The organism is Streptomyces sp. NPDC001549 (genome assembly GCF_042894025.1).
Lineage (GTDB): Bacteria > Actinomycetota > Actinomycetes > Streptomycetales > Streptomycetaceae > Streptomyces > Streptomyces kutzneri.
In genome coordinates this window covers 138,877-151,682 of record NZ_JBIAVJ010000019.1, presented here as the reverse complement: position 1 = coordinate 151,682, position 12,806 = coordinate 138,877, and the positions used below count along the sequence as shown (strand labels likewise).

Below are 12,806 nucleotides of genomic sequence, written 5' to 3'. Positions count from 1 at the left end.
AGCCCGGCCGGCCCTCCGGCCGGGCCCCCGGACAAGGCAAAAGGCCGGTTCACCAGAGGTGAACCGGCCTTTTTGGCAACCGGAAAGGGCTGCGCTACGACGGGAGGCGTCAGCGCGAGACCTTGCCGGCCTTGATGCACGAGGTGCAGGCGTTGAGGCGCTTCGGCGTCCCATTGACCACGGCACGGACGCGCTGGATGTTCGGGTTCCAGCGACGCGAGGTGCGGCGGTGCGAGTGGGAGATGTTGTTGCCGAAGCTCGGCCCCTTGGCGCAAACGTCGCAGTTGGCAGCCACAGGTCACTCCAAGACTTCAGATGCAATTACAGTGAAACCGGCGCACCGGATTCAGAGGACTGAAGTGGTTTGCCGGGGGAATGGCCCGACTCTCGCCGGGCAACCGGAGCAGCATACAACGACTGCGTCCGTCCAAGAAAACTACCATGGCCGCCGCTGCCCCCGCCCCGCGGTCCCGACGCCCGGGCGGTCCTTCGTTACCCTGCGGTGAACCCTGGCCCGCACAAGGAGGAACGCCCGGTGCCGCACGAGCCGCAGCCGCAGCGCCCTGACGAGCTCGACGCCGAAGCGGTGCGCACCTGGAGCTCGCTGGCCCTGGCCGCACTGGGCCGGGCCCGCGAGGACATCGACGCGATCAACGTCTACCCGGTCGCCGACGCGGACACCGGAACCAACCTCTACCTCACCGCCGAATCGGCCGACCGCGGCCTTGCCGAGGCCTTCCCCGAGGTGACCGACGGCACAGCGGGGACCTCCCTGGCCGAGGCCGTACGGGCCTGGGCGCACGGAGCCCTGGTGGGAGCCCGCGGGAACTCCGGGACGATCCTGGCGCAGCTCCTGCGCGGCGTGGCCGACGTACTCGGCGACGAGCCGGCCCAGCGGGCCGAGCAGGCGCAGCAGGCCGGACCGGGCCCCGGCGGGCTGCTGGCCCGCGCGCTCACCCGGGCCGCGGAGGAGGCGTACGCGGCCGTCGCGCACCCGGTGGAGGGCACCATGCTCACCGTCGCCGGCGCCGCCGCCCGGGCCGGCGAGGCGGCCGGAGCCGCCGCCGGGACCGCGGCCGAGGTGGCCCGGGCCGCCTACGACGGGGCCCGCGCCGCCCTGGCCGAGACCCCTGGGCAGCTCGCCGCGCTGGGCCGGGCCGGAGTGGTCGACGCCGGGGGCTGCGGGCTGGTCGTCGTCTTCGGCGCCCTGTGGCAGGCACTGTCCGGCCAGGAGCCGGCCGCCGAACCCGTACGCGCGGTGCCCGTACCGCAGTCGCCGGACCCCTGCGCGCAGGAGGAGGACGGGCCCGCATACGAGGTGATCTACCTGCTGGAGGCCTCCGAGGCGGCCGTCGGCGAACTGCGCGAACGCCTCGACGGACTCGGCGACTCACTGGTCGTGGTCGGCGGCGACGGACTGTGGAACGTCCACGTCCACGTCGACGACCCCGGCGCGGCCGTGGAGGCCGGAGTCGTGGCCGGACGGCCCTACCGGATACGGATCACCCACTTCGGTGACGAGCGCCGCCGGGCGCGGGGCGAGCGCGCCCAGCGGGCCGTGGTCGCCGTCGTCGCCGGCGAGGGACTGGCCGGGCTGTGCGGGGAGGCGGGAGCGACCACCGTGCTCGTACGCCCCGGGGAGCCGCCGGCCGTCGCCGAACTCCTCGACGCCGTCCGCCGCGCGCACGCCCGTGAGGTGGTCCTGCTGCCGGGCGGCGCCGAACTGCGCGCCGCCGCGGCCGCGGCGGCCGAACAGGCCCGCGCCGAGGGCGTACGGGTGGCTGTGATCCCCACCCGCTCGGCGGTCCAGGGCCTGGCCGCCCTCGCCGTCCACGACCCGGAGGGCAGCTTCGACGAGGACGTGGTCGCCATGACGGCGGCGGCCGGCGCCACCCGGTACGGGGAACTGGCCGTCGCCGAGCGGCAGTCCTTCACCTCGGCCGGCATCTGCCAGGCCGGAGACGTGCTCGGCCTGATCGACGGGGACGTCGCGGTGATCGGCTCGGGCCTGGCCGAGACCGCCGAGGCCGTCCTGGACCGGATGCTGGGCTCCGGCGGCGAACTCGTCACCCTGGTCCTGGGACCCGACGTTCCGGACGCCGTCGCCGAGCGCCTGGAGGCCTACGTCCAGCAGGGCCACCTCGCCGTGGACACCGTCACCTACCGGGGCGGCCGGTACTCGGCGCCGCTCCTGGTCGGGGTGGAATAGCGGGCTTGTCAGCGCCATGGTGTGCAATGGAACACGTGCCCGCGCTCGACGAAGACCTCAAGAAGACGCTCGGTCCCGCCACCGCCAAGGTGCTGGCCGAGCAGCTCGGCCTGCACACGGCCCTGGACCTGCTCCACCACTACCCGCGGCGGTACGCCGAGCGCGGTGAGCTGACCTCCCTGGCCGAGCTCGCCGACCAGATCGACGAGCACGTGACCGTCGTCGCGCAGGTCGCCGACGCCCGGATCCTGACCTTCAACGGGGGCCGCGGCAAGCGTCTGGAGGTGACCATCACCGACGGCAGCGGCCGCCTCCAGCTGGTCTTCTTCGGCGCCGGCGTCCACAAGCCGCACAAGGACCTGCTGCCCGGCAGCCGCGCGATGTTCGCCGGCAAGGTCGGCATGTTCAACCGCAAGCTCCAGCTCTCCCACCCCGCCTACGAGCCGCTCGGCCAGGACGCCTCCGACCGGGATGCCGCGACCGCCTTCGCCAACCAGCTCATCCCGATCTACCCGGCCTGCGCCAAGCTGGAGTCCTGGAAGATCGCCAAGTGCGTGGACGCGGTGCTGCCCAGCGCCCAGGACGCCGTGGACCCGCTGCCGCGCGCCCTGCGCGAGGGCCGCGGGCTGGTCCCGCTCACCGAGGCCCTGCTGAAGATCCACCGCCCGGGCACCAAGGCCGACATCGAGGACGCCCGCCAGCGCCTCAAGTGGGACGAGGCCTTCGTCCTCCAGGTCGCCCTGGCCCGGCGCCGGCACGCCGACTCCCAGCTCCCGGCCGTCCCGCGCCGCCCGGTCCCCGGCGGCCTGCTCGACTCCTTCGACGCGAAACTGCCCTTCACCCTCACCCAGGGCCAGCAGACCGTCTCGAAGGAGATCTTCGACGACCTGGCCACCGAACACCCCATGCACCGCCTCCTCCAGGGAGAGGTCGGCTCGGGCAAGACCCTGGTCGCGCTGCGGGCGATGCTCGCCGTCGTGGACAGCGGCGGGCAGGCCGCCATGCTCGCGCCCACCGAGGTGCTCGCCCAGCAGCACCACCGCTCCATCACCGAGATGATGGGCGAACTGGCCGAAGGGGGCATGCTCGGCGGCTCCGACCGGGGCACCAAGGTGGTGCTGCTCACCGGCTCCATGGGGATGCCCGCGCGCCGCCGGGCCCTGCTCGACCTGGTCACCGGCGAGGCCGGGATCGTGATCGGCACGCACGCACTGATCGAGGACAAGGTGCAGTTCCACGACCTCGGCCTGGTCGTCGTGGACGAGCAGCACCGCTTCGGGGTGGAGCAGCGCGACGCGCTGCGGTCCAAGGGGAAGCAGCCCCCGCACCTGCTGGTGATGACGGCGACCCCGATCCCGCGCACGGTCGCCATGACCGTCTTCGGCGACCTGGAGACCTCCGTCCTCGACCAGCTTCCGGCCGGGCGCTCCCCGATCGCGACGCACGTGGTGCCCTCGAAGGACAAGCCGCACTTCCTCGCGCGGGCCTGGGAACGGGTCCGCGAGGAGGTCGAGAAGGGGCACCAGGCGTACGTGGTCTGCCCCCGCATCGGGGACGGGGAGGACGATCCCAAGAAGAAGTCCGCCGAGGACGACGCCGACAAGCGGCCACCGCTCGCGGTCGTCGAGATCGCCGAGCAGCTCACGCGCGGACCGCTGGCCGGGATGGCCGTCGAGGTGCTGCACGGCCGGATGGACCCCGCCGACAAGGACGACGTCATGCGCCGGTTCGCCGCCGGCGGGGTCAAGGTGCTGGTCGCCACCACCGTCATCGAGGTCGGGGTGAACGTCCCCAACTCCACCGTCATGGTGATCATGGACGCGGACCGGTTCGGCGTCTCCCAGCTCCACCAGCTGCGCGGCCGCGTCGGCCGCGGATCCGCGCCCGGTCTGTGCCTGCTGGTCAGCGAGATGCACGAGGCCAGCCCCGCCCGGGCCCGGCTGGCCGCCGTCGCCGCCACCCTCGACGGCTTCGAACTCTCCCGGATCGACCTGGAACAGCGCCGCGAGGGCGATGTGCTCGGCCAGGCCCAGTCCGGAGTCCGCTCCTCGCTGCGCATGCTCGCCGTCATCGAGGACGAGGAGGTCATCGCCCAGGCACGGGAGGAGGCCACCCGCGTCGTCGCCGAGGACCCCGCGCTGGAACACCTGCCGGGCCTGCGGACCGCGCTGGACGCCCTGCTCGACACCGAGCGCGAGCAGTACCTGGAGAAGGGCTGAGCAGCACGACCTATCGTTGGAGTGCCGCGGCAGCGCCGGGGCACCCCACCTACCGCCGTACCGAAGGACCCCAGATGACCCGCGTGATCGCCGGCAGCGCCGGCGGGCGACGGCTGGCCGTGCCCCCCGGCACCGGCACCCGGCCGACCTCGGACCGGATGCGCGAAGGCCTCTTCTCGACCTGGGAGTCGCTGCACGGCGTCGAAGGGGCCCGGGTGCTCGACCTGTACGGCGGCTCCGGCGCCGTCGGCCTGGAATCGCTCTCCCGGGGCGCGGCCCACACCCTGCTCGTCGAGGCCGACGCCAAGGCCGCCAAGGCGATCCGGGACAACATCCGGACGCTGGGCCTGCCCGGCGCGGAGTTCCGCGCGGGCAAGGCCGAGCAGATCGTGGCGGCCAGGGCGGCGGGGGACCCGTACGACATCGTCTTCCTGGATCCGCCGTACGCCGTGGACGGCGCGGAACTGCGGGAGATCCTCCTCACACTCCGGTCCAATGGCTGGATCACGGACGATGCGCTCGTCACCGTGGAGCGCAGCACCAGGAGCGGTGCCTTCCCGTGGCCCGAGGGCTTCGAGCCGCTCCGGTCGCGCAAGTACGGCGAGGGCACTCTTTGGTACGGCCGCGCCGCTTTCACCAGCGAAGACTCATGAACGAGGGAGTTCAGTTGCGCCGCGCCGTCTGTCCGGGGTCCTTCGACCCCATCCACAACGGACACCTCGACATCATCGGACGCGCCTCCAGGCTGTACGACGTCGTGCACATCGCCGTGGGGATCAACGAGTCGAAGCAGGGCCTGTTCACCGTCGAGGAGCGGATCGAGCTGATCCGCGAGGCGACGGCCGACTACGGCAACGTCCAGGTCGAGGCCTTCCGCGGACTGCTCGTCGACTTCTGCAAGGAGCGGGACATCCCGGCCATCGTCAAGGGCCTGCGCGCGGTCAGCGACTTCGACTACGAGCTCCAGATGGCCCAGATGAACATGGGCCTGTCAGGTGTCGAGACGCTGTTCGTCCCGACCATCCCCACCTACAGCTTCCTGTCCTCCTCGCTGGTCAAGGAGGTCGCGACCTGGGGCGGCGACGTCGCCCACCTGCTGCCGGCGCACGTCCACGCGGCGCTCCTGGAGCGGCTGCGCGACCGCTGACCGACTGACAGGGCGTCAGGCGGTGTCGGGGGTCGGCCCGGTGGCCTTACAGTCGTCCCGTCCGTCTCAGGAACCGCCTGAGGCCGAGAGAGTGCGAGCCCCCATGGACGTGCAGAAGAAGCTCGACGAGATCGTCGCGGCCGTCGGCGGCGCCCGGTCCATGCCCATGTCGGCCTCCTGCGTGATCAACCGTGCCGAGCTGCTGGAGCAGCTCGAAGAGGTGCGCCAGGCGCTGCCCGGCTCGCTCGCGCAGGCTCAGGAGCTCATCGGCGGCCGGGAGCAGATGGTCGAGGAGGCCCGCCGGGAGGCGGAGCGGATCATCGACGCGGCCCACAACCAGCGCGGTTCGCTGATCTCCGACACCGAGATCGCGCGGCGCTCCCAGGCCGAGGCGGACCGGATCCTGGAGGAGGCCCGCCGGGAGGCCGAGGAGATCCGGGCCGAGGCCGACGACTACGTCGACAGCAAGCTCGCGAACTTCGAGGTCGTGCTGAGCAAGACCATCGGCTCGGTGGACCGGGGCCGGGAGAAGCTCCTGGGCCGCGGTCCGGGTCTGGACGAGCACGGCTACCCGGACATGGACGCACCCGAGCGCAGCCACGACCCCGAGATGCAGCGGCAGCAGGCGGACGCCTACGTGGACACCAAGCTGGCGACCTTCGAGGCGGTGCTCTCCAAGACCCTGGAGGCTGTGGGCCGCGGCCGCCAGAAGCTCCTGGGCCGGGTCCCCACGGACGACCTGGGGGTGCACATGGCCGCCCAGGACGCGGTGGGCGGACAGCAGTCCCGCTCGGCGAGCGACTCGGACTTCCTGGCGGGCCTGGCGGAGCCGGAGCCGCTGCACGCGCAGGCACCGATCCCGGCGCAGGCGGAGCCCGTGTACGACACGTACGGCTACCAGCAGCCCGCCCAGTCCGCCGCCCAGCCGCAGGACGCGTACTCCTACCAGGACCCGTACGGCGGCTACCAGCAGCCGGACCCGTACTCCACCGCGGGCGGCGGCTCCACCGGAGCGGCCTACGCCGCGCACTACGACGCGCAGCAGCCCGACCCCTATGCCGCGTACCAGCAGCCGCAGGCCCAGCAGCCTTCGCTCGACGAGACCAGCCTCTTCGACACGAGCATGATCAACCTGGACCAGCTGCGGCAGTACGAACAGGGGCGCTAGTACCGGATTGGGCGCTGGGCGCCGCTGCGGGTATCCTGGCTGTTCGGTCGCGCGTATGCACCGCGATCCATGCTGCCCTAGTGCGGCGGAATCTTTGATCTTCAGCGATCTGTGAAAGCAGGAACGGCCCTGAATACCCGCCTCGACCACCACAACCCCCTCGTGTTCGACACGCACGAGCTGGGCCGGCGTCCTGGTGCCATGCAGCGGCTGTCCCGTGAGATCGCGGCACCGGCGGACTTCGGTCTCGTCGGCGTCATCGGAGTGCCGGAAGGCGCCCCGGTGAAGCTCAGCCTCCGCCTGGAGTCGGTCATGGAAGGGGTGCTTGTCACAGGCACCGCCCGTGCGTCGGCCGTAGGGGAGTGCGTAAGGTGTCTGGAGTCCGTCGAGCGCGAGCTCAAGGCGGACTTCCAGGAGATGTTCTCGTACCCTGACGCCGACGACCGGAGCCGCTCCAAGGCGGAACCGGCCGACGACGCCGAGGACGACGAGGACACGCTCTTCCTCGAGGACGGTTTGTTCGACCTCGAACCCGTGCTGCGGGATGTGGTGGTGCTCGCACTGCCCATGCAGCCGGTGTGCCGGGAGGACTGTCTCGGACTGTGCCCCGATTGCGGGCTCAGCCTGAACGACGACCCGGACCACCACCATGACGCCGTCGACATCCGTTGGGCGGCATTGCAGGGACTCGTCGTGACCGATCAGGACGGCGAGAAGGACAACATGAGCGGCACTGCCTCTGACGGAGTTCAGGGCGCCGCCGAGAAGCAGGAGAAGTAGCCGTGGCTGTTCCGAAGCGGAAGATGTCGCGCAGCAACACGCGCCACCGCCGGTCGCAGTGGAAGGCTGCGGTCCCCACCCTGGTTTCGTGCGAGCGTTGCCAGGAGCCGAAGCTCCAGCACATTGCGTGCCCGAGCTGCGGCACCTACAACAAGCGCCAGGTCCTCGAGGTCTGAGCGGCTGGTGAGAGGCGCAATGTCTGAGCTGTCCAACGCTGAGAAGCAGGCAGACAGTAACAACGCGGCCTCGTCCCACACGCTTCTGGAAGGGCGGCTCGGGTATCAACTCGAGTCCGCCCTTCTGGTGCGTGCGCTGACCCACCGCTCGTACGCGTACGAGAACGGCGGTCTGCCCACCAACGAACGCCTGGAGTTCCTCGGGGACTCCGTGCTGGGACTGGTGGTCACGGACACGCTGTACACGACTCACCCGGATCTCCCCGAAGGCCAGCTGGCCAAGCTTCGGGCCGCGGTGGTCAACTCGCGCGCACTGGCGGAGGTCGGACGCGGCCTCGAACTCGGCTCCTTCATCCGGCTAGGCCGGGGCGAAGAGGGCACGGGGGGCCGGGACAAGGCCTCCATCCTCGCCGACACCCTTGAAGCGGTGATCGGCGCGGTTTACCTCGATCAGGGCCTCGACGCGGCCTCGGAGCTGGTTCACCGGCTCTTCGACCCGCTCATCGAGAAGTCCTCGAACCTCGGGGCCGGCCTGGACTGGAAGACCAGTCTCCAGGAGCTCACGGCGGCCGAAGGCCTTGGCGTGCCCGAGTACATGGTCTCCGAGACCGGTCCGGACCACGAGAAGACCTTCACTGCTGCCGCTCGCGTCGGTGGTGTCTCGTACGGCACCGGCACCGGCCGCAGCAAGAAGGAAGCGGAACAGCAGGCCGCGGAGTCCGCATGGCGCGGAATCCGTGCCGCCGCGGACGAGCGGACCGCGGCTGCGGCAGCTGCCGCAGCTGCCGGTCCGGCAGAGGTTCCGGCTTCGGCCGGGACCGAGAACGGCGGGGTGCCGACGCCCGCCGACTCGGCGCCGGACGCCTGACCCTTCCTTCGGGATGTACCCGCCCGCCCCTGCCTCGCAGGGGCGGGCGGTTCCGTTTCCGGGCGGCCGGTACGCTCGCCGGGAGCATCAGATCCACACCCACCGGAGGTGCCCCGTGCCCGAGTTGCCCGAAGTCGAAGTCGTGCGGCGGGGGCTGGAGCGCTGGGTGGCGGGGCGGACCGTCGAGGCCGTCGAGGTCCTGCATCCGCGGGCCGTCCGGCGCCATCCGGGCGGCGGGGCCGACTTCGCGGCGCGGCTGCGCGGGGAGACCGTCGGGGTGCCGCGGCGGCGCGGGAAGTACCTGTGGCTGCCGCTGGAGGGCCGGGACCTGTCCGTGCTCGGACACCTCGGGATGAGCGGGCAGCTGCTGATGCAGCCGCAGGACGCCCCAGACGAGAAGCACCTGCGGATCCGGGTGCGCTTCGACGACGACGCCGGGACGGAGCTGCGCTTCGTGGACCAGCGGACCTTCGGCGGCCTCTCGCTGCACGAGGTCGCCGCCGACAGCACCGACGGGCTGCCCGACGTGATCGCGCACATCGCTCGTGACCCCCTGGACCCGCTGTTCGACGAGGGTGCCTACCATCTCGCGCTGCGAGCCAAGCGGACCACCGTCAAGCGGGCGCTGCTGGACCAGTCCCTGATCAGCGGGGTCGGCAACATCTACGCGGACGAGGCGCTGTGGCGCGCCAAGCTGCACTACGAGCGCCCCACCGCCAACCTCACGCGCCCCCGGAGCGCGGAACTCCTCGGCCATGCCCGGGACGTCATGAACGCCGCCCTCGCGGTCGGCGGCACCAGCTTCGACAGCCTGTACGTCAACGTGAACGGGGAGTCGGGCTACTTCGACCGTTCGCTCGACGCCTACGGGCGTGAGGACGAGCCCTGCCGGCGCTGCGGTACGCCGATACGGCGCCGGCCGTGGATGAACCGGTCGAGCTACTTCTGCCCGCGGTGTCAGAGGCCGCCGCGCGTGGCGTCGTAGGACTGCCGGGCGCCCAGCACCGCCGGCATGTTCCCCTCCAGGCAGTGGATGAGCGCGAGCAGCCGGTCCGCGACCTCGACGCCGAGCGGAGTCAGTTCGTAGTCGACGCGCGGCGGGTTCGTGGGCTGCGCCTCGCGGCTGACTATGCCGTCGCGCTCCAGCGCGTGCAGGGTCTGGGAGAGCATTTTCTCGCTCACGCCCTCCACCCGGCGGCGCAGCTCGTTGAAACGGCACGGGCCTTCGCGCAGGGCGCCGACGGTGAGGCTGCCCCAGCGGCCGGTGACGTGTTCGAGGGTTTCCCGGGACGGGCAGGCGCGCGCGAAGACATCGAACGGTTGTGCTGTCTCGGCGGCTTCGGTACAGGCGGGGGTCTCCATGAAGCCAGCGTACTCGCCCGCAGCGCTAACCCGAGGGTTGCGCTTTCTAAAAGTTAGTGATTCTCTTTCTCTCGTCGCACCACGCCCTGTGCCGCGACGAGAGTTTTCCCGAGGGAGAGATCAGCCTTGTCCGCAATCACGCACACCCCCGTCGTCTCGATCGCCTACCACTCCGGCTACGGCCACACCGCCGTCGTTGCCGAGGCGGTCCGCAGCGGCGCCGTGGACGCCGGAGCGACCGTGCACCTGATCAAGGTCGACGAGATCGACGACGCCCAGTGGGAGCTGCTCGACGCCTCCGACGCGATCGTCTTCGGCTCCCCGACGTACATGGGCACCGCCTCCGGCGCCTTCCACGTCTTCGCCGAGGCCTCCTCGAAGCGCTGGTTCGGCGACACCTGGCAGGACAAGGTGGCGGCCGGCTTCACGAACTCCGCGTCCAAGAGCGGCGACAAGCTGCACACCCTGCAGTTCTTCCAGATCCTGGCCGCGCAGCACGGCATGAGCTGGATCAACCTGGGTCTGAAGCCGGGCTGGAACTCCAGCACGGCCTCCGAGAACGACCTGAACCGTCTGGGCTTCTTCTCCGGAGCCGCCGCCCAGACCAACTCCGACGAGGGTGCGGACGCGGTCCACAAGGCCGACATCGCGACCGCCGAGCACCTGGGCCGCCGCGTCACCGAGCAGACCCGCATCGTCATCGCGGGCCGCGCCGCCCTGGCCGCCGCCTCGGTCTGAGCCCTTGCGGGCTCGTCTCAGAAGCCGAAGTCCTGGGTCCACCAGGGGCCGCCGGCGGCGAGCTGGACGCCGACGCCCAGGGTGCGGAACTCGCAGTTGAGGATGTTCGCCTTGTGGTCCGGGCTGTTCATCCAGGCCTTCATCACGGCCTCGGCGTCACCCTGGCCGCGGGCTATGTTCTCGCCGCCGAGGCCCGAGACGCCGGCCTTGACGGCACGGTCCCAGGGGGTGTTGCCCTCGGGGTCCTCGTGGCTGAAGAAGCCACGGGTGGCCATGTCCAGACTGAAGGCCCCGGCCAGCGCCGCGAGCGGCGGATTGGCCCGGACCGGGCCGCACCCGGCCAGCGCGCGCTCCTGGTTCACCAGCTCGACGACGGCGGACTCCTCAGCGGAGTGGCCGTCCAGGGGCGGGCGGGGCTCGGGGGTGGCCGACTTCGAGGGTGCCGGGGCCGGGGCCGGGGCCTGGCTCGTGGCGGGTGCCGGGGCGGTCGGCGTGACCGTCGCGGCCGGAGCGGCCGGAGCGGCCGGGCTCGTGCGCGGGGCCTTGGCGGACGGGGCCTTGCTGGACGGGGCCGGCGTGGCCGACGGGGAGGGAGAGGCGCTCGGCGGGGCGGACGGCGAGGGCGAGGCGCTCGGGGAGCCGCTCGGCGAGGGGGTCGGGGAGGCGGACGCCGACGGGGAGGCCGGGGCCGACGGTTTCGGGGACGCGCTGCCCGACCCGGTGCCGACGGAGGCGCGGCCGGACAGGTTCACGAGGCCGTTCTGCTGCGGCAGTGCCGTGTCGGGGCCGGTCGAGGCCTTGGCCGCGGGCTCCGTGGCGGGGGCGTCCGTAGTGCTGACACCCACATAGGGGAAGGAACCGCCGACCGGCACCATGCCGGTGGTGACGGCAGCGGTGCCGAGGGCGACGGCCACCGAGACGCCCAGCAGGCCGGTGCGCAGGGCGGTGCCGCGCTTGCCGCCGCCGTGCGGCGGGGCGGGGAGTCGGTGACGGCCCATCGGAGCGTGCCTTCCTTGCCGGGTCAAGATCATCCCTTACCCACCCAAATGGGTGAGTTCGTTGAGGCGCGACTGTACGCCATGGGGCCAGGGGGGTGATGTGTCCCGAAAGTGCTCGCCCGGTTAGCGTTCACGCATGAATGAAGATGTCCGTCTGACCGCCTGGGTGCGCGGCCGTGTGCAGGGAGTGGGCTTCCGCTGGTTCACCAGGGAGAACGCCCTGGAGATCGGCGGGGTCGTCGGCTTCGCGCTCAACCTCGACGACGGGCGAGTGCAGGTCGTCGCCGAAGGTCAACGTGAGAATTGCCACCGGCTGCTCGACTGGTTGCGCTCCTCCGACACGCCCGGCCGGGTGGACGGAGTGACAGAGATCTGGGGCACACCGCGCGGTGGCTACGACGGATTCGGGATGCGATGACCGATCGACTGATCATGCACTCATCACATCTCTGATCGTCCGTACACGGTCGGAACTGCGCATTCGTCGTCGACGCGTTGCCGACGAGGGCGATCCGTGGAAGGCTCGAAGATGAGGATGATCTCCACACCCCTTGCGGGGACCGGGACGCGCGCCGATACGGGGCGTGATCGTGTTGACCGTCAAACTTTTTGGTGAGACGCTGGAAGCCCCGCGCACCTGAGCTGTTTGGCAGTGTTGGCACTAGCAAGCGCAGTGACTGTCAGTCGCTGTCGGACATCCGCGGGTGCGATTCCCTCACGACCCACACCGCTTCGGTCGGTCACTCAGTGTGGAGGACCATCCATCATGGCAAAGGCGCTTCTCGGTTACGTCGGCGGTTCTGACCCGCGACTCCTCGCCGAGATGCGACGGCTTCAGCAGCGCGTCCAGGACCTCGAGTCCGAGCTCGTACGGATTCAGTCCGAAAATGACGCGCTGAACGCGGCCGCCGCTCAGCACGACGGAGACTCGCTGCTCGGCAGCATCGACATCGACGTACCCCAGGCGGAGCCTGCGCTCACCTGACCCGTGCTTCACCCGTCGCTCGACTCCAGCCCCGCATGATCTGCAAGGGACGCTCCGGCGTCCCTTCTTTCTTTCCTGGTCCTCTTCCCTCGCCCTCTTTCCCCCACCGCCGCGCCACGTACCACAGGGCCAGGTGGGGGGCCTGATCCCATTGGC

General features: G+C 71.1%; 15 protein-coding genes. 12 read left to right on the top strand and 3 right to left on the bottom strand.

Going from position 1 to position 12,806, the window contains the following annotated elements; all coding sequences use genetic code 11:
* Positions 1-109 precede the first annotated feature (109 nt).
* Complete coding sequence (rpmB, locus tag ACFY04_RS27975) at positions 110-295, bottom strand: 50S ribosomal protein L28 (RefSeq protein WP_007266795.1); 186 nt, start codon at positions 293-295, stop codon at positions 110-112.
* Positions 296-535: 240 nt separating this feature from the next.
* Here rpmB and ACFY04_RS27970 point away from each other — a divergent pair, with 240 nt between their 5' ends.
* The 9 genes from ACFY04_RS27970 (at position 536) to mutM (ending at position 9,552) form a co-directional block, all read left to right on the top strand.
* On the top strand, positions 536-2,209 hold the full coding sequence (locus tag ACFY04_RS27970) for a DAK2 domain-containing protein (RefSeq protein ID WP_389120732.1): 1,674 nt from the start codon (positions 536-538) through the stop codon (positions 2,207-2,209).
* A gap of 26 nt (positions 2,210-2,235) precedes the next feature.
* A complete protein-coding gene (gene recG / locus ACFY04_RS27965) occupies positions 2,236-4,428 on the top strand; it encodes an ATP-dependent DNA helicase RecG (RefSeq protein ID WP_389120730.1) in 2,193 nt (730 codons plus the stop codon).
* A gap of 74 nt (positions 4,429-4,502) precedes the next feature.
* Positions 4,503-5,081, top strand: coding sequence for a 16S rRNA (guanine(966)-N(2))-methyltransferase RsmD (gene rsmD / locus ACFY04_RS27960; RefSeq protein ID WP_389120727.1), 579 nt, complete (start codon positions 4,503-4,505; stop codon positions 5,079-5,081).
* A gap of 14 nt (positions 5,082-5,095) precedes the next feature.
* Positions 5,096-5,575, top strand: a complete 480-nt coding sequence (gene coaD / locus ACFY04_RS27955; protein WP_389120830.1) for a pantetheine-phosphate adenylyltransferase — start codon at positions 5,096-5,098, stop codon at positions 5,573-5,575.
* Positions 5,576-5,678: 103 nt separating this feature from the next.
* Positions 5,679-6,743 (top strand): cell division initiation protein, encoded by a 1,065-nt coding sequence (locus ACFY04_RS27950; protein ID WP_389120725.1) that lies wholly within the window; start codon positions 5,679-5,681, stop codon positions 6,741-6,743.
* 129 nt (positions 6,744-6,872) lie between these two features.
* Positions 6,873-7,523 carry a YceD family protein gene (locus ACFY04_RS27945; RefSeq protein ID WP_382538170.1) on the top strand — a complete coding sequence of 217 codons (651 nt, stop codon included), beginning with the start codon at positions 6,873-6,875 and terminating at the stop codon, positions 7,521-7,523.
* 2 nt (positions 7,524-7,525) lie between these two features.
* A complete protein-coding gene (rpmF, locus tag ACFY04_RS27940; protein ID WP_003965982.1) occupies positions 7,526-7,699 on the top strand; it encodes a 50S ribosomal protein L32 in 174 nt (57 codons plus the stop codon).
* Positions 7,700-7,718: 19 nt separating this feature from the next.
* Positions 7,719-8,567, top strand: coding sequence for a ribonuclease III (gene rnc / locus ACFY04_RS27935; RefSeq protein ID WP_389120722.1), 849 nt, complete (start codon positions 7,719-7,721; stop codon positions 8,565-8,567).
* Between the two features lie 115 nt (positions 8,568-8,682).
* A complete protein-coding gene (gene mutM, locus ACFY04_RS27930) occupies positions 8,683-9,552 on the top strand; it encodes a bifunctional DNA-formamidopyrimidine glycosylase/DNA-(apurinic or apyrimidinic site) lyase (RefSeq protein WP_389120720.1) in 870 nt (289 codons plus the stop codon).
* Here the strand turns inward: mutM and ACFY04_RS27925 are convergent.
* Positions 9,525-9,929 (bottom strand): winged helix-turn-helix transcriptional regulator, encoded by a 405-nt coding sequence (locus tag ACFY04_RS27925; RefSeq protein WP_389120717.1) that lies wholly within the window; start codon positions 9,927-9,929, stop codon positions 9,525-9,527. The genes mutM and ACFY04_RS27925 overlap by 28 nt on opposite strands.
* Before the next feature lie 126 nt (positions 9,930-10,055).
* Here ACFY04_RS27925 and ACFY04_RS27920 point away from each other — a divergent pair, with 126 nt between their 5' ends.
* A complete protein-coding gene (locus tag ACFY04_RS27920; RefSeq protein WP_389120715.1) occupies positions 10,056-10,667 on the top strand; it encodes a flavodoxin family protein in 612 nt (203 codons plus the stop codon).
* A 17-nt stretch (positions 10,668-10,684) separates the two neighbouring features.
* Here the strand turns inward: ACFY04_RS27920 and ACFY04_RS27915 are convergent, their stop codons facing one another.
* The gene (locus tag ACFY04_RS27915) at positions 10,685-11,665 is read right to left on the bottom strand and encodes a CAP domain-containing protein (RefSeq protein WP_389120713.1); all 981 of its coding nucleotides are present in this window, start codon (positions 11,663-11,665) and stop codon (positions 10,685-10,687) included.
* Between the two features lie 136 nt (positions 11,666-11,801).
* Between ACFY04_RS27915 and ACFY04_RS27910 the strand changes: the two genes are divergently transcribed.
* Both ACFY04_RS27910 and ACFY04_RS27905 read left to right on the top strand, forming a co-directional pair.
* The gene (locus tag ACFY04_RS27910) at positions 11,802-12,083 is read left to right on the top strand and encodes an acylphosphatase (protein ID WP_030012523.1); all 282 of its coding nucleotides are present in this window, start codon (positions 11,802-11,804) and stop codon (positions 12,081-12,083) included.
* 348 nt (positions 12,084-12,431) lie between these two features.
* Complete coding sequence (locus ACFY04_RS27905; RefSeq protein ID WP_030012524.1) at positions 12,432-12,650, top strand: hypothetical protein; 219 nt, start codon at positions 12,432-12,434, stop codon at positions 12,648-12,650.
* Positions 12,651-12,806 lie beyond the last annotated feature (156 nt).